This is a genomic window from Gordonia sp. NPDC062954 (genome assembly GCF_044543825.1).
Taxonomy (GTDB): domain Bacteria; phylum Actinomycetota; class Actinomycetes; order Mycobacteriales; family Mycobacteriaceae; genus Gordonia; species Gordonia tangerina.
Genome location: NZ_JBITWL010000031.1, coordinates 17,703 through 33,450 on the forward strand (window position 1 = coordinate 17,703; position 15,748 = coordinate 33,450).

General features: G+C 64.1%; 14 protein-coding genes. 7 read left to right on the top strand and 7 right to left on the bottom strand.

Annotation, left to right across the window (positions count from 1 at the left end):
• Positions 1–2 precede the first annotated feature (2 nt).
• Together ACIGKQ_RS22305 and ACIGKQ_RS22310 are read right to left on the bottom strand one after the other, a co-directional pair.
• Positions 3–2,615: a WD40 repeat domain-containing protein gene (locus ACIGKQ_RS22305; RefSeq protein ID WP_396574971.1), complete on the bottom strand. Its 2,613-nt coding sequence runs from the start codon at positions 2,613–2,615 to the stop codon at positions 3–5.
• Positions 2,616–2,977: 362 nt separating this feature from the next.
• The gene (locus ACIGKQ_RS22310; RefSeq protein WP_396574972.1) at positions 2,978–3,277 is read right to left on the bottom strand and encodes a hypothetical protein; all 300 of its coding nucleotides are present in this window, start codon (positions 3,275–3,277) and stop codon (positions 2,978–2,980) included.
• 1,040 nt (positions 3,278–4,317) lie between these two features.
• Here ACIGKQ_RS22310 and ACIGKQ_RS22315 point away from each other — a divergent pair.
• Positions 4,318–5,421, top strand: a complete 1,104-nt coding sequence (locus tag ACIGKQ_RS22315; protein ID WP_396574973.1) for a TIR domain-containing protein — start codon at positions 4,318–4,320, stop codon at positions 5,419–5,421.
• Positions 5,422–5,500: 79 nt separating this feature from the next.
• Here the strand turns inward: ACIGKQ_RS22315 and ACIGKQ_RS22320 are convergent, their stop codons facing one another.
• Entirely contained in the window at positions 5,501–5,788 is a 288-nt protein-coding gene (locus ACIGKQ_RS22320; RefSeq protein ID WP_396574974.1) for a hypothetical protein, read from the bottom strand.
• A gap of 427 nt (positions 5,789–6,215) precedes the next feature.
• On the opposite strand from ACIGKQ_RS22320, the gene ACIGKQ_RS22325 reads away from it, so the two are divergent.
• Together ACIGKQ_RS22325 and ACIGKQ_RS22330 are read left to right on the top strand one after the other, a co-directional pair.
• Positions 6,216–8,420 (top strand): PQQ-binding-like beta-propeller repeat protein, encoded by a 2,205-nt coding sequence (locus tag ACIGKQ_RS22325; RefSeq protein WP_396574975.1) that lies wholly within the window; start codon positions 6,216–6,218, stop codon positions 8,418–8,420.
• 166 nt (positions 8,421–8,586) lie between these two features.
• Positions 8,587–8,967, top strand: coding sequence for an NUDIX domain-containing protein (locus tag ACIGKQ_RS22330; protein WP_396575008.1), 381 nt, complete (start codon positions 8,587–8,589; stop codon positions 8,965–8,967).
• Positions 8,968–8,973: 6 nt separating this feature from the next.
• Here ACIGKQ_RS22330 and ACIGKQ_RS22335 read toward each other — a convergent pair whose 3' ends face one another.
• Positions 8,974–10,491: an FAD-dependent oxidoreductase gene (locus ACIGKQ_RS22335; RefSeq protein ID WP_396574976.1), complete on the bottom strand. Its 1,518-nt coding sequence runs from the start codon at positions 10,489–10,491 to the stop codon at positions 8,974–8,976.
• Between the two features lie 81 nt (positions 10,492–10,572).
• On the opposite strand from ACIGKQ_RS22335, the gene ACIGKQ_RS22340 reads away from it, so the two are divergent.
• Positions 10,573–11,244 carry a hypothetical protein gene (locus ACIGKQ_RS22340; RefSeq protein WP_396574977.1) on the top strand — a complete coding sequence of 224 codons (672 nt, stop codon included), beginning with the start codon at positions 10,573–10,575 and terminating at the stop codon, positions 11,242–11,244.
• A gap of 35 nt (positions 11,245–11,279) precedes the next feature.
• Here ACIGKQ_RS22340 and ACIGKQ_RS22345 read toward each other — a convergent pair whose 3' ends face one another.
• Positions 11,280–12,632: a DUF222 domain-containing protein gene (locus tag ACIGKQ_RS22345; protein ID WP_396574978.1), complete on the bottom strand. Its 1,353-nt coding sequence runs from the start codon at positions 12,630–12,632 to the stop codon at positions 11,280–11,282.
• Between the two features lie 688 nt (positions 12,633–13,320).
• Here ACIGKQ_RS22345 and ACIGKQ_RS22350 point away from each other — a divergent pair.
• Both ACIGKQ_RS22350 and ACIGKQ_RS22355 read left to right on the top strand, forming a co-directional pair.
• Positions 13,321–13,446: a hypothetical protein gene (locus ACIGKQ_RS22350; protein WP_396574979.1), complete on the top strand. Its 126-nt coding sequence runs from the start codon at positions 13,321–13,323 to the stop codon at positions 13,444–13,446.
• Positions 13,447–13,558: 112 nt separating this feature from the next.
• Positions 13,559–13,774 carry a hypothetical protein gene (locus ACIGKQ_RS22355; RefSeq protein ID WP_396574980.1) on the top strand — a complete coding sequence of 72 codons (216 nt, stop codon included), beginning with the start codon at positions 13,559–13,561 and terminating at the stop codon, positions 13,772–13,774.
• A gap of 525 nt (positions 13,775–14,299) precedes the next feature.
• On the opposite strand, the gene ACIGKQ_RS22360 is transcribed toward ACIGKQ_RS22355, so the two are convergent.
• Together ACIGKQ_RS22360 and ACIGKQ_RS22365 are read right to left on the bottom strand one after the other, a co-directional pair.
• Positions 14,300–14,656, bottom strand: a complete 357-nt coding sequence (locus ACIGKQ_RS22360; protein WP_396575009.1) for a hypothetical protein — start codon at positions 14,654–14,656, stop codon at positions 14,300–14,302.
• 8 nt (positions 14,657–14,664) lie between these two features.
• Positions 14,665–15,336 (bottom strand): hypothetical protein, encoded by a 672-nt coding sequence (locus tag ACIGKQ_RS22365; protein ID WP_396574981.1) that lies wholly within the window; start codon positions 15,334–15,336, stop codon positions 14,665–14,667.
• Here ACIGKQ_RS22365 and ACIGKQ_RS22370 point away from each other — a divergent pair.
• The gene (locus ACIGKQ_RS22370) at positions 15,298–15,696 is read left to right on the top strand and encodes a hypothetical protein (RefSeq protein ID WP_396574982.1); all 399 of its coding nucleotides are present in this window, start codon (positions 15,298–15,300) and stop codon (positions 15,694–15,696) included. The two genes, ACIGKQ_RS22365 and ACIGKQ_RS22370, sit on opposite strands and share 39 nt — an antisense overlap.
• Positions 15,697–15,748 lie beyond the last annotated feature (52 nt).

The window sequence follows — 15,748 nt, forward strand, 5'->3', positions numbered from 1 at the left end:
GCTCACTTGTTTGCGTTGATCGGACGCGCATAGTCTGAGCGCTCGAATTCCGTCAACTCGCGGGGCGCTGGCATCGCGCAGAGTTCCTGGCCGCAGCCGCCATCGACCGACAATGGCATGATCGCACTCAACGACGTGACCGCAACAACGTTGCGCTCCTCGGTATCGGTGAATGCCACGTCGCTGATGAACGACGTCCCCTGCGCGACATCGCGATCAATCGTGTCGCCAGACTCTGTATCGACGAATACCGTTGCCTTTTGTCCGATCACCACCACGATTTTCCCCGACGGAGAGATGCGTACAGCAATTGTCTCGAGGCCGGGGCCGACGGTACCGATACGATCGCCGGTTTTCCCTGTGATGCGATAGATCTCGCCGTCGGAGGTGACCGCGATGACGGTGCGCTGTCCGTCGGTGAACGTTCCAGCTGCGAAACGGGTATCACCGGCTTCCAGTCGTTGTGTCAACCCGGGGATTGTGAGTTTGTGTTCGTCGCCCTTCTCGTCGCGCAGGTATCCGTCGGCGGTCAGGGCTCGACACCGCGAAGTGCCATCGACCTTCTGTGCGGACAGGGCGACAGGGCCTCGGCCAGCATCGAATGTTCGATTGTACAAGTTGGGCCCCAATTGTGTTGTGGACCAGCAGTACAAGTGCGTCGGATCGGCAGTCACGACGGTGGACGCGTCGTCATCGACGGCTAGCAATCCTTCGCCCATGCCTGCGATAGCCATCTGCAATGACGTCCCGTCGATGCCCGCCTCGCTGATCAATCGACCGTTCTTGTCGGACACGGTTGCAGTGCCCGCACCTTTTGATACGACCCGCGCCGCGGCAGTTCCCGATGGCGACAACGCCGAGTCGGCATCAAGCCCGCCGAAATAGGTCGGACGATCATCGGTCGCCTTGTGCGTGTCAACGTCGACCGTCCAGACGTAGTTCGGTTGAGCGATGACAGTCGCGAAGGTCGACCCTGGTCGCATCCTGATCTGATTCCGCGTCGACTCGAGAAGCGAGCTATTGGACTGTCTGGCGAAAACCGCGTCGGCCATATCGTGGAGGCGGCCGAACATCACCGGCTCGCCCCCACCGTGATTGTTGGGATCTGGCGTCCAGATACGCATGTACCCGTCGTAGCCAATGGACACCAACCGGCCCGAACCGTCGCGTGACGCCTTGGTACCGAGGTCCAGGTGCGCTACCACGCTGCGCAACACCGTCGACGAATTGGTCTGCACGAGACGCCCCTCACGGGTGCCGAACGCGAACACCGAGCCTGCCACGAGGTTGACGTGGGTGGCATTGACAGCGATGGGCGAAGGCTCATCACGTGCTTGGTCAGTCCTCACGATGTAGCTCTCGGGGTAGCCCGCTACGGCAGCGGTTTTGCCATCCGCAGACACCGATACGTCCATCCCACCGCTCACCGGGTGTTTGTTTGTCGCCACGTCGGGACCCGACAGGTACAGAACATCGTGGGCAAGCACTGCCGTGACACTGCCGTCTGGTGTTCGGGCGAACCCCCGAACCGGCAGATCGCCGGCCGCGACGGTCACCACAGGTGTCATGCCCCCATCGGAATGGTCAAGGGAACCTAAGCCGCCGGATGTCGCGACCGCGAGGTTCCGCGAATCCAGCCACCCGAGGAGCTCTCCCTGCGACTTGGGGACGGAAGTGAGCTGGCCCCCAGATACGTCGAACACCTGAATTGAATCGCCCTCGTACTGCAGTGCCACCCGTGCACCATCGGCAGACAGTGCGAACGCCACTCCCTGGTCCTGTTCGGCTGGCGGGAGTTGTCGCTGCGCCACGACCGTGCCATCGGCAGTGTTATAGACATGCACAGTGGGTGGGGTGCTGGTCAGGACAGCGACACGCGAAGCATTCTGCGCCGCACTCACTTCAACGGGAGCAGCGGGCAAACGCAGCGATCTGTGCGGCCACGTCCCGGCCTCCACAGTGTTGACGGCTGCCCGCACCCGATCGGTCACCTTGATGTCGAGTGCCTCGTTGAGGAGGACCAACGGCAGATCGGGATCTGCTGACGCGGTCCGAATCGAGAGGTCTGCGAGGCGATCTGCCTCGGCGGTCGCCTGAGCCTCCCGTGCTTCGACTCGCGAATTGTTCGCGTTGACTGCCTGACAGCTCGCAAGCCCGATCAACGCAACCAGAGCAACGGCCACTGCACTCAGGACCCCAACCGCACGACGCCGCCTCCGGCTGATCGCGGACTCGCTCGCAGCGACGAAGAGTCGAACCGACTCGACGTCGTTGGCCGCGAAGAGCCGAGGAGGATCCGCGACGATCAATTCCGCCGACTGCGTGTCTGCTTCGTCCATCAATGGCGCCGTGGCGGGGTTCTCTCGCCACTCTCGTGCTCGAATCACGATGCGATTCCACTCGGTGATCCGACGGCCGCCCACAGTCGCGATAGCCGCGATCTCGGTTGCCATGTCCGGGACTGAAGAGTTGTCGAAGATCGCGTGCGAGAGATCGCTGAGGTAATTGACAGCGTCCGTACGGCTCCGGGACACCGGAATGATCTCACCGCGGCTGCTGGCAAACTCGCGTAGCTGGTGTTCCGGCACACTACGGGTCAAGGCTTCGTCGACCATGACGATCAGGGCACGACCCGGGCGTGACTCCCCAGTGGCCGGCAGTGCTCGCAGGACGCGCACATCGAGTCCAGCGCGCTGTAGGGCGGTGACGAGACCATTGACGACATCGTCGTCGGTAACGGCCAACAGGTCGACCACTACTGGTGCGGCGGTACCGATCTCCAACGCGTCAGCCTCCCGTGGCACGCGCTCCGAGCACCCACCATCTTCACCCAGTTAAAGGACGAGCTTCGCAATTCTGACTTGCCAGCTGTTTCGTGTCCAACGGAGCGATGTCGCCATTTCAGACGAATCCAGGAGGGCGCGGACGGAGGGTGCTCAGCGGTGCGAGCCGTCTAGCTGTCAGCCGCGACATGTTCCTATCCTCGGTGCTGATCATCCCGAGCTGCTGCTGCCTGATACTGCTCGTATCGTTGCCGAGCCTCGTCGCGTGCCAGCACGTGCGAAGGATGACGACACAGCTTCGGGTTGCGGAGAGATGGCACGATCAGGATCAGCGGCCACACGAACGACATAACGAACACGCTGCTGAAGATTGCGTCGGCGCCGCCATTGACCAGCTTGAAATGAATGCCGTGGCGCTGCTGATACCAGCGCTTGGCGACGAACATTCCGGTGAGGGTGTACGCAATGATAAAGATGAACAGTGCAAAAGTCATGATATCGCCGCTTCCGTTCTGTCACGTGAAATTCGCGCGAGGTGAGTTGTGTTGGTCAATCGTACGGCGACGTACCAGGGCTGGTAATCCTACAAATTGTTTAATGTCAAGCAGTCCTTTTTTCTTTGCTTCGCGCACGTTTTCGATATTTTTGTATGGATTGCTAACTCTTGCCGTCGGGGCACGGGAGGTGTGCCGCAGAATTGCGTGAGTAGCTTGTTCAGATCCGCCGCGTGCTCACTGGGCTTCAGGTGTCGACATCCCGAGACGAGGGGGCGTCCTCTGGAGAAGCGGACACAGGGACAAGCTCTCGTTGAGGCCGGTTTTGGCAGCGCAACTTGGTTGGCCAGCGTTGACGATTACCGCAGAGACGGAAGCATGCACTGCACCCCGTGGACGCGCGGCCACGACGATCATGGACCTCAACGGCCAGATCGAACGTGCAATGAGAAGGTGGCCCGATCGATGGGGCAGGGCCACCTTTTCACAATATTGGATGACATCTAGGCAACGGCGAGTCTGCTTATGATCATCTCCCCGCCTCTCGATAGGAAGGTATCGGAATGTCTCAGTGTGAAAAGTGCTTCAAACGCCTCAACGACTGCCAAAGCTGCAAGGGAAGGGGCGGGGGATACGGTATCGCCGGACATCTCAACTGCAACAACTGCCGGAACACCGGTCTGGTGTGCAGTACCCACGGAGGGTTCTGGAAGAAGTAGGCTCGGCAGCACGAAACCCTCGACACTCGTGCCGAGTCCGGGGTGGCGCGGTTGGTAGACGCCGAGGGCGCTCGCTGCCGCGGGACTCCATGTCGGTGACGATCAAAGGTAGGTCGCTTGGCCGAATCGCGGGCCAGGCATCACGGTGGCATCACGGCCCGCACAGTCGAGGGATTGAACCGTCGACGGTCGCGAGATACTACCCGTATGCGACTCCTCGACCAGATGATCGTGCACCACCCCGACGGTGAACGCCGTATCCAATTGTTCTCCGGTGACCTCGCGCAGATCCCGGACGACGAGGGGGTCGATGCATTGATCGTGTCGGCGTTTCCCGACAGCTACGGGCCGACGCCAGGAACTCTGATCCGCGCCCTCGACCAACGTGGGCTCTCGGTCGGCAAGCTTGCCCGCGACAAGCAAATCGACCTGCGAACGACGTCCAGCTGTTGGTTGTCGCGGCCGGTCATGAGGGACGACCTCGGCTTCCGGTACGTCATCTGCTTCGAGCCGCTCTACCGGGGCATGGATGCACCCGCGCAGGTCGTCGGTGACCTCTTCCGCAGCCTTGTTCCGTTCACCACCGACGAGCCCTGGATCCGCAGTATCGCGATGCCCCTCCTTGCCGCCGGCAGTCAGCGAGAGTCCGAACCGCGGATGCTGCGAGCGATCCTGGATGCAGCGGTGCACTGGCTGGCTGCCGGCGTAAACCTCGATCCGATCAAAATCGTGCTCTACTCCGCGATGCCCGAGGAAACGCAGCACGAACTGCTCGAGCAATTCCGTTCGAAGGCAAAGTCGCTTGCGTCGGAAGTGCCTTCGCCACCGGCGAGCGGCTCTCGCGGGATCAGCGCCTTCCAGCACGACCTCTTCGTCAGCTACTCACGCGTCGACAGCGACGTCACCGATCGCTTCGTAGATCACGTGCGGACGCTTGATCCATCCATCAGGCTCTACCTCGACCGTTCAGAGCTTCAGTCGGGATCAGCCTGGCAACAGTCCATCTACAAAGCAATCGATGACTCGCGGTTCGTGGTTTGCCTCTACTCTCCCGACTACTTGTCGTCGAAGGTGTGCATCGAAGAACTGCACATAGGCTGGATGAGACATCGCGAAGAGGGAGACGTCCTGGTGCCCGCTTTCCTTCGGTCCGCCCAACTGCCCTCGTATATGCGGCTTGTGCAATACGTTGACGTTCGGGAAGCTGACATGCACAGGATTGATGACTTCGCGGCACGGGTGGTCGATCGTGTCCACCGGGCGCGCTCTGAGCCTCGCCGGCGAGACGCCGAGACCGCCGGACCTCAAACACGCGGCCCCTCGTTGTCCGTCGGAACCGCGGAATCGCTCTCCACGCTTGTCGAACGACTCACCGACCGGGGCGAGGTCCACCTCGACGTGACAATCCGGCTTCGTGATTCCTGATTCGATGCCGCTGATGCTTCCGAGAGACGGATCGGTTGGCTGCGCCCGGTCCTGAGTACCCAGGACCGGGCGCTTGCGGCTACCGCACCAACCGAGTCGCAGCGGCGACATCCGCGTCGAATCTGCCTGGCTCGATTTCGGCGATCGATCCGAGAGCCCGCACCAGTTGCGCGAGTTCGGCTTCGGCCGCTCTCCGCGATTCCTTTACGGTCGGGTATGGCCCGTGGTCGGTGGTCGCCCACTCCTTGATCCGCCGGGCGTGGACGTCGGCAGTGACCCGGATGAGATCCTGACTCAATCGTGCAGCCATGCTCGGGCTGAGCGCGGCGCGGCGGCTGATTGGTCGGTGAGCCCCAATGCTGTTCATCAACAGTCCTCTCTGCAGTTGTTCTTCAGACACACCTCACCTGCGAGGCGTCCTAGAGCTGTCCAGAGATGGAGATGAGACCCAAATAGTAGACCTGATTGACCGGGCAAGCAAGGGAACGGTTTGAAAGGCCGAGTCGATGCCGAGCTATCAGGGCTGCGTGAGCGACCGCCCGTGATTCTGATTCGGATGAATGGGTCGCGGGAGCCGAGGTTCGTCCATTTGGGTGACGGAATGCGTGGTGGCAATTGCATTGAATATAGGGATGTCGCACCCCGGGCCGATGGCTCCAGAACCGCGCACAGGCTCCGCGAACCAACCACCGGGTCCGCACGGCTACTCGTCCCTGCCTCCACGACAACAGAAGTCGCGAGCACCATGGATTCTGGGCGGAATCGCAATCGTCCTGGTCGTCGCCCTTGCCGGGATGAGCCTGGTCTGGTGGACGCAGCGATCGTCGAGCGACGAGCAGGCGTTGCTCGACGGCCAGCTCACCGGCTCGTATCCGTCGATGCCGACGTCGGTGTGGACCGTCGACGCGGACGAACTCGGCGGTGAGCAGTTCGTATCGGCGCTGCCGACGGAGGGCCGGTACGGCACGCTTGGTGCGATCAGCGATGGCGAGACGATCGTGACCCTGGTCGGCGACCAGTTCACGAGCGCCGGATCTTCGCATCGTCTCGTCGGTGTCCACGCCGAGACGGGCCAGACCTGGACTCTCGATCGAGATGTTCTTGGTTGCTCGGACAGCATCGTCGACCATGCCATCGTCTGCCGCGGCGAGACAGACATGCTTTTTGTTGACACACGCACCGGAGACGTGAGCGCGACCGTCCCACTGCCGAACTCCCGGATGGGGTACCAGGTCGCCTACAACGGCTCGGCCGCTTATGTCGCCTCTTATACACCTTCCGAGCGAACCACCACGTTCTACAAGGTGACCCCGGAAGGCGTGGAGTGGCAGCGGTCGACGTCACCGCAGCCCGAGGGGTACCCGGGCAGTGGCGACGCCTCTCAGTTCACTGCGACGGACGAACTCGTGGCGAGCGCAAGTATCAACGCCGTGGTCGTATCCGCCGACGACGGCACAGAGATTGTGAACCGCGCCGCCTTATCGAATATCGGACGGCTGCACGATGGTTCGCTGACGCTGAATACGGGAGAGGTATCCGACGGGGTGGTCGCCAATCGTGCCGTGACGGTCGTTCGACCGGACGGTACAACGCTCGATCTACCAGGAGGGACAGCGACCGTCCCCCTCGTCGCCAGCGAGGCTCAGCAGAACATGCTCTTCGTGGACGGCAACTACACGGACAACACGACCGGGCAGACGAGGTGGACCACAGACCACCCCGATGTGAGCCAGTTCGGCACGCAGGCCGTGCTCGCGGACGACCGGGAAGTGATTGTCTACGGTCGCGATTCGCTCATCGCGCTGTCCACATCCACCGGCGCCGAGTTGTGGACGACGCCCGCGCAGACGGGCTACAGATCTTCGGGCAGGGCCGTCACAGACGGTGAACGCGTCATCGTGAGTTCACCCCGCGGCGGACTGTCAGCGGTGGACCTGGCCACAGGCTCGTCGGTGTGGACACAATCAGCTACGGCACTCGGCAATGTGCCGACCGACGGCAACTCCCAGCCCGGTCCCGTGCTCACATTCGCCGCCGGAGACCGCTTGGTTACTGTCACAGATACAACCATCACCGGATTCGCGCCGACCGGCCCGCTGGCGATCGTGCCAGGTGCCGTGCGTTCGGCGTCAGGAGGCGGTGGACCAGGCAACGGTGGGGACGAGTACGTGACCCCATGTGGCTCGCCGCCGATCTTCACGCCACAGTCCTTCGGCACTTCCACCGCAGGTCTGGAGGTGACGATGAAGGTCACCGCGAAATGTCCGGGTGGAGATGTGCTCTTCGGCCCGCAGACCAGGATCACCATCACCGACGGGGGCGACGTCGTCGCGTCGGGAACGTTCGACTTCAGCGCGTCGCCGGTGGCCATTCCGCCCGGGGACGGGGGCGATGCTGGGATGACGATGCAGCTGACATACCCATCGGGCACCTTTTTCCGTCTCCCGGACACGTTGTCGGAGCAGATGAACGCGGGCGGCAACCGCATTCTGGTGGAATGCGAGAAGGGAATGTCGTCGGGCGCGCCACCACGATTGCCCGTGCCCGGCGACGATGCGACGGCGCCCGCGGTGGCCGCGGCAGGTCCAGCGCTCCCGGCCGGCACCGATGTGGCGGCGACCAGCGCCGACGCTCTCCGAATGCAGGCTGACTCTGATCGATCGTTCATCCTGGCGAACCTCAACAACCACTGGGTGGCCCAGCTCAGCTCGAAACGACCCGGGCTGGTCGCTGACGGACGGACTTGGGACAACCAGGCGATCCTCGACGAGTTTCTCGCGCTGCGGCTGCGGTTCAAAGACGTTCGGCTCCTCTACAGCAACGAGTGGAGCGTGTTCAGCTACAAGGGCTGGTGGGTGACCGTAGCGGCGGCCACGTTCCCAGGACCCGATGCGGCGAACAATTGGTGCCGCGCGCAGGGGTTCGACCGAGATCACTGTTTCGCCAAATTGGTAAGCACCACTGCCGGCCCGGACGGGTCGACCAAATACTGGGGATAGCCGGGAAGGGTGGCGCTCGGCTAAGAGGTTGTTGGCCTAGCCGAAAACCGGACGCCGCTGACCTCCACCCCCGGCTATCCTCCCACCGTGGCCAACCTCGATCTCCCCAAGCACTTTATCAGCGTCGCCCGGGGTCGTACTCGACGACGCCGGGCGGGTCCTGGCGATCAAGCGCCGCGACGACCGGTCGTGGCAGATCCCTGGTGGTGTCCTCGAATTGGACGAATCCATCGAGGCCGGCGTGGTTCGGGAGGTAGAGGAGGAGTCCGGAATCGTTGTGCGCGTTCACCGCCTGAGCGCTGTGCACAAGAACTTGACGCGCGGGGTGGTATCGCTGGTCTACCGGTGCGTGCCGGTCGGCGGTCGGGAGCAGGTCTCCGACGAGTCGACCGCGGTTGAGTGGCTGACCCTCGAGGAGGCACGCAACCGGCTGAACGAGATGTTCTGGCTGAGAGTCGAAGATGCGTTGTCGGGCGAGGTGCGTACGCGCACCCACGACGGATGCCGCCTCATCGACGACCCGATCGGGCCGGTCGACCGCGGGTGATCGACCTCAGTCCGACGCCGCCGGCGACCCCGCCAGCGGCCGCGTGGCCGGCCCTTCCAACACATTGCCGCGATGATCGAACCGCGAGCCGTGCAACGGGCAGTCCCAACTGTTTTCGGCATCGTTCCACCGCAGCACGCCGTACAGGTGGGTGCACAAGGGCGCCACCGAGGTCGTGGTGCCGTCCACGGTGCAGACGCCGCGGGGAACCACGCCGTCGTGTCCCACCTTGCCCGCACCTTCTGCGGGCGCAGGGTCGGCGGAGCGCGCTAGCGTGAGGTAGCCGCTCAGCATGTACTTGGCCACCTGCAGGTTCGTCGACACTGCAGTCGGAGCCGACGTCAGTTCCGAAGTGCGCCAAGGCTGTAAGCTCGTCGACCATCCTTGGGCGGAACCGAGGAGCCGCCCGGTGATGGCCAAAGCGGCGGCCACACCGTTGGTGAGCCCCCACTTCGCGAAGCCTGTCGCGATCTGGACGCCGTCGATCCCGGGCAAGATCGCTCCCACGTAGGGCAATTCGTCGATCGAGGTGTAGTCCTGCGCCGACCACCGAGCCACCAGCCGGGCAGTGGGGAAGGTGCGTTCGGCCCAGCGCAGCATGTCGTTGACGTGGGCCTGCTCGGACTCCACCCGGCCAACCTCGTGGCCGAATCCGCCCACCAGCAGCAACTGTTCGCCGTCGTGTCCGGGTCGGGGAGCGGTGCGCAGCGACACCGACGGGTCGTCGGCGCCGAGATACATGTCCTGAGGGATGGTCCCGTCCACGGTGAACGCGGCCGCATACGACCGTTGCGCGTGGACACGGGCGAAGTATCCGCCGCGGTCGAGGAACGGAGTGCCGGTGGCAATCACCACGGAATCCGCGTGCACCTTCCCGGCGTCGGTGTCGACGACCTGCGGCGAGCGACGATGACCGACCCCGCGCACACGGACACCTTCAAAGATCTGCCCGCCGTGCTCACGCACATCGTCGGCCAACGCGCGCGCCACCACCATCGGGTCGATCTGGGCCTGGCCGTCGAGCCGGACACCGGCCTGCACCGGGAACGGGAGTTCGGCGCAGTCGGCGGCCTCGACCGGTAGCCCTGCGGCACGGCAGGCCGCGTCCTCCTCGAGGACTTTGGCTGCGCCGGACTCGGTGGTCGCGAACGTCACCGCGGCGCGTTCCTCGAATGCGATTCCGCGCTTGCTGCAGTACTGGGTGAGCCACGCTTGGCCCTCCCGGTTGGCCTCCACGTAGTTGTCGACGGCCACCTGTCCGTGCTTGCGGGAGATCGACGACAGTCGGGTGCCCTGCAGCAGCGACAGTTTCCCGGTGGTGTTGCCGGTGGCTGCGGCCCCGAGGTGTCGGGCTTCGAGCACCGCGACCTTCCGGCCGGCGCGGGCCAGCAAGAGCGCTGTGGTGAGGCCGGTGATGCCGCCGCCCACAACGACGTGGTCGTAACTGCTGTCGGCGAGGTCGGTCGGTGGGGCAGCGCGATCAGGCGATGCCGCATCGGGGGTCTGGAACCACAGGGAGCTCATGCAGCGAACATTGCCCGACGACCCCGGTGTCAAACCTGGGACTGAGGTTTGGCGAGCATCCCCGATGGTCACCCCGCAGGTGTGATCACCAGCCTCCTGGCCAAGCCGTTCGAGTGGCTGTCGCATGCGCGCTCCGCCCGCGTCTTCCATCCCGACGGTCTCGTCTGCCAAGGTCAGGCTGAGTTGGTCGGCGACACCCCGCTGCCGCTGTGCGCAGGCCCGGTCACCGCGCGGGTGTCGAAGGGGATCGGCACGCCCGGTGCATTGCCCGACATCGTGGGGATCGCCGTGCGACTGCCCGTCACCGCCGACGCCGCGGACCGCGACCGCCGTGTATGGGATCTTCTGCTCGCCGGTCCGGCACCGCTCGGTGGCCGTGTCCCGCTGCCGCTGCTCACCACGCACTGGCCGGGCGCGACCGTGTCGAGCCTGACACCCTTCCGGCATGACGGCGCGTTGTACTGGGTGCGGGCACACATCGTCGAACCCGGCGATCTGTCGGGTTTGTCGATCGACGATCTGCGCAAAGCGGTGTATTCGGGTCGGCCGATCATCGTCGCGGTGGAAGTCGCTCGCGGCGGTGATCGCTTCGTGCCGGTGCTGCGGCTGGATCTCGATCTCCCGGCCGACCCGGCCTTCGATCTCGACCCTGTGGGCAACGTTCCGCGGAACGTCGAACTCGCACCGTCGTGGCTGGCGAGCCTTCGCAAGGACGCCTATCGCTACAGCCGGATCGGGCGTGGTGGTCGGTAGCGGGGCGGCTGCCGGATCGAGCGTTCCGCGGAACGTCATGCGGCCGCGAGATCGGCATCGGATTGGCGTGCTTTCCACGCCCACGCGGCGTACAGGACCTCGGTCGCGTAGCCGGCGTCGAGGTGACGTCCGGGACTGATCGGTAGGACTGCGTCGTCGTCGATGGCCGTATCCGGTTGCCAACCGTCGGGCTTGTGGATTGCGGGTGCACGCTCGATCGTGGACCCGTCGGGTCTGTGGAAGCTGAATTGTTGTCTGCCGCGGGCGGTGATCGCGAACTCGCCGCGGTGCAGGGCGCGATGATGGGCCGAGCACAGCAGGATCAGATTGTCGGGATTGGTGGGGCCGTCCTGCGACCAGAACTGCACGTGATGCGCGTGTAGGTGACGGGTGCGGCCGCAGCCGGGATGCTGGCAGCAACGGTCCCGTTCGAACAGCACGCGCATCACCTTTCGCGTCGGCATGCGACGTTTGCGGCCGTAGTTGAGCACAATTCCGCGTGCGCCTTTGCGCTTCTTGCCGTGCTTGACCTTCCGAACAGCTCCGCCGCAGGCGGCTTCGTCGACCTCTTTGTCTTCGAGCGCCGGTCCGTCGTCGAGGTGGGGGTCGGCATCGTCGTGGGTGTGGACCACGAGTTCGGCACCGGGCACGAACTCCGGCACGGAGATCGTGCTCTGCATGGTGTCGCCCATCGCGACGACCGCCGGTGCGATGTCGGAGGGCACGTTGCGCCACAGGTCTGCCGATCCCGGATGGCCAGGCGACTTCTTGGTGACGTCGGGAGCGTCCTCGTCGGGGGCGGGCTCGGTCGGTAGGTCGGGGTCGCCGGCGGTGCGGGTGCGTTCATATTCGGCGCGGACGACGCCGGCCAGGAATCGGGCGCCGTCGAGCGGTGAGAGCCGTAGCTTCACCGACAACGATCCGTCGAAGTTCCAACTCCACGAGCTGCTGGAATCGATGGTGCCGCGCTCGGATTCGTCTTTATGGCGATCGACGTTGCGGATAGATTGCACCAACCGTTCGACCTGCGAGGCAGTGGCCGACAATGCAACGTTCAGGAGCTCTTCCTCCCGCTCCGGTGTCGCAACGCGGGTCAGAGCCCGCACCTTCGAGTACGAGAGTCGTCCTTCGGTGAAAGCTTGGCGCAGGAGCGGAAGTTCCGGCAGCGCATGGGCGATGCGCAGATGTTCCTGCGCGGTACGGATGGACAGGCCGGTGCGCCAGGTCAGCCAGTGCGCGCACGACATGATGCCCTCGCCGCTCCAGCCGCCGCGGCGGTCGAACTCCGCGAGCAACTCGAGGAACCGCGCGGTCAATGCCGCCATCTGGCTGGCGTATCCGACAAGCCGAGTTCCGATCTCCTCGGTGGTCAGGTCATCGGTGGCCACATGGTCGAAGATGCTGGGCGGCTTACTCGTTGGCGATGGCTCGTTCGTGGACGACGGCACTGCGGTAACCGACATCATGACCCCCTGACAGACGTGAACCGGTTACTGCTCAATCTATCGACAGACTCTGACAAGTTGAGCGTTCCGCGGAACGCTGACGGTGGATGTGGAGGGTTGGCGTCTTCACGCCGAAGATGGTCTTCGAGGTCGCGCGGAAGTTCGCTGCTACGTGTCACCACGGCCAGCCGTGCCGCGCAACGTCGTAGAGCAGCCTCAACGCTTGGAGCACGGTCGGGGCCCAGCGCCAGGCATTCGGTCGCTTGTCGTGTATCGGAGTCATGTGGCTTCGCTCTCTCTGCGTGGTCGAGTTATGCGAGCTCTACCTTAAACAGACTTGGACGCAGCAACTTTCGTGCTCATTGGTGCACGATGCGGTCGTTGACGACGGATATGCCCCGGCCGCGCAGGCGGTTCCAGCGGGCGGGGCGACGGGCCAGGTCCTCACGAAAACCTCGGGCGGCACGGCCTGGCAAGCTCCGCCTGCCGGCGGAGGTGGGGCTTCCCGGTCCCCGCACTGACACCGGCCGCCACGCCCGCGGAAGGCCTCGGCCGGTTCGTCGACTTCTGGGCTGGCTTCCTCCGTCTCGCCGTCGCTGCGGACTCCACTTGGAACGACGGCAACGACCCGGTGCGCAAGCTGCTGCTGTGGCTCAAGCGGGAGACCGACGGTCTCGGGTTGAGTGAGAAGATGTGGCCGAGCCAGGCGAGCACGGACTACGGGACGCCGGTCGTCGTCGAGCCGTTCGGGGGGTAATGGATGCTCAAGTCTGCGGCACCTATGGTCGGAGGTGAAATCAACGACGCCGAAGAGAGGTCAGCCACATGTCTCGTCGCCGACCCCCATCGGGTGACCGAAAGGCAGACAGATGACCACCGATCCGAAGGTGAATCCGCATGGCGCGGGTATCGGTCTGGGCATCGCGTTGGGGGCGTCTTTCGGCCTGATCTTGGACAACCTGGCTGTCGGTGTCGCCTTGGGACTTGTGCTAGGGATCGTCTACGGGCAGTGGTACGAACAGAAGAACCGAGGTGACGGGGACGACCCCGGAAAGCCGGATGGTGAGGACAGGCCAAGAGTATGAAACTGGCCGTAACGCCGGACCTCCGGCCTACCGACAGACACAAAGGCGCCCCGCGTCGGACCAACCCCCGACTGGTCCGACGCGAGGCGCCTTGTGTTGTTGGTGAGACCGAGTGTCGTTTCAGGACCCGCTGATCGTGCAGTCCTGAACTGCAGCGCCGTACTCGTCGCCAGCGTTAACATTCAGCACGTCGCGGCCACCTGCCCCGACCGCTTCAATCAGCCCGTCTACGCGCTCCCGCCCCCGCCACCGCTGGAGTTGAACGGAAAGATCGGGCCGCGAGTGCCGTCGGGTTTGCGCGGGGAGATCGACGAGTATCCGCTCGGCTGCGAACCAAACACTCGGTGTCGCCAGTCCCGCAGTCGTGCACGCCATCCACGTGGGGGCGGCACCGGTTCTGGTTCAGGAATCGGTTCCTGGCGGACATAGTGATCCATGTGCAAACGGTAGCCACGGAGTGTGGCGGCGAGTCACAGTATGTGGTGGAACGTGCGCGAATCGTGACCGGCGTCGCGCGAAGGTCCCCTATTGGCCGTACGTGTAGCGCAGGTTGGCGTTGATCAAGGTGCCGATGCGTTGGCACAGATGGCGGAACTGGCGGTCATCGGGGCCAGGCGGGTCGACGAGCAGCGTCCACCGCAGATCGGTACCCCCGCGGCCAGGGCTCAGGTCGAACATGACCTGGGCGTCTGGCCGCTTGATCCACAGTGATGACCAGACCACCCGTGTAGGACGGGCGGATTCGACGACGACTGGTGCGATCTCATCGTCGAGCAGATGAAGCCACGGTCGGCCCGGTTGCCGATTCGGCGTCACGAGATCGTCGAAGACGACCGTCGGCGGCGCCGGCTGGTTGCGCTGGCGGGTGGCGATGGCGTCCATAGACGTACTCACCACCCCGTGGTGCAGTCAGTGCACAGCGCACCCACGCGTGCGATCGGTGTGCCATCACGCGTTCGACACCACATCGCGGTCCCATCGACTACCCTTGGGTCGAGAACGTCCCACCCGGCCGACGGCCAGTCGATCCGGTGGTAGCCCGTCAGATTGCCTTGTACTTCGTCGGCGAGGAACACGATGCAATTTGCGGCCGGTCGGTCTGTCTCCAGCGGATTGTCCGTCATGAAGTATCCGGCCCAGCCGGTCGAATCACGTTGCCGTAGCTGAAACAACACGTTGTCGGAGTCGATCACCAAGACGTCCCACTCATGGTCGGTGAAGTCCGGCAATGGCTTCTTACGGGTCCAGCAGCTCAGATCATTTTCGACGGCAGTAACCGCGCTCGCCCATCGTGAAGGGATTTCGGAAGCTCCGTCCCAGTGTTGGGTCCGCCAGGTACGGGTCCATCGGTCGGTGACGTCGAACGGATAATCAGTCATGACAGCCACCGCCGATGGAGATCTGGACTCGTCCCAGTTGTGGCAGTCTTCGTGCCAGCCCTTTTCGACGCGCCGTCGTGTGGACACGGCTGCGGTCTGTGTGGCCGAGCGCATTTGTTGCCGCGCGGCCAGTACCGTTGCGTCATGGCCGACAGCGACCAGGCGGATGTCGCGCGCCTCCACCGCTGGTGGATAGTGCGTCATATCGTGATCGTCGTCTTGCAGGCCATGGTGTTCGTTGGCGGCTGTGTCCTTGCGTTCTACTCGGCCGTGTGGGCGCTGCGTACGACGCCCGACCTACCTGTCGCCTATGCGGTGCCCGCACGCGAACGTGCCGGGGAGCTGCCCGGCCCGCCCATCATGTACTGGCTGATCTGGGCGCTTCCTCCCACTCTGATCTACGGGATCGGCGGCATCATGTTCTGGCGGTGGAAGGCGAGTCGGTGGATCGTGGGGTTCCTGTGGGCCGGCTTCACCGTGGTGTTCCCGATCATCGCGCTGCTGTGGATCGGGATGGATGTCGGTGGGTTCTCACCGAGCTGAGCGGTGTATCGCATTGCCGCTGACAATCCAGTTGCGCTGTGCCATACCGTGA

What these genes read in the sequence shown, in the direction of transcription:
- ACIGKQ_RS22305 (WP_396574971.1), bottom strand. Translation starts at nt 2,615, where the DNA reads ATGGTCGACGAAGCCTTGACCCGTAGTGTGCCGGAACACCAGCTACGC.
- ACIGKQ_RS22310 (WP_396574972.1), bottom strand. Translation starts at nt 3,277, where the DNA reads ATGACTTTTGCACTGTTCATCTTTATCATTGCGTACACCCTCACCGGA.
- ACIGKQ_RS22320 (WP_396574974.1), bottom strand. Translation starts at nt 5,788, where the DNA reads ATGAACAGCATTGGGGCTCACCGACCAATCAGCCGCCGCGCCGCGCTC.
- ACIGKQ_RS22325 (WP_396574975.1), top strand. Translation starts at nt 6,216, where the DNA reads ATGAGCCTGGTCTGGTGGACGCAGCGATCGTCGAGCGACGAGCAGGCG.
- ACIGKQ_RS22335 (WP_396574976.1), bottom strand. Translation starts at nt 10,491, where the DNA reads ATGAGCTCCCTGTGGTTCCAGACCCCCGATGCGGCATCGCCTGATCGC.
- ACIGKQ_RS22355 (WP_396574980.1), top strand. Translation starts at nt 13,559, where the DNA reads ATGACCACCGATCCGAAGGTGAATCCGCATGGCGCGGGTATCGGTCTG.
- ACIGKQ_RS22360 (WP_396575009.1), bottom strand. Translation starts at nt 14,656, where the DNA reads ATGGACGCCATCGCCACCCGCCAGCGCAACCAGCCGGCGCCGCCGACG.
- ACIGKQ_RS22370 (WP_396574982.1), top strand. Translation starts at nt 15,298, where the DNA reads ATGGCCGACAGCGACCAGGCGGATGTCGCGCGCCTCCACCGCTGGTGG.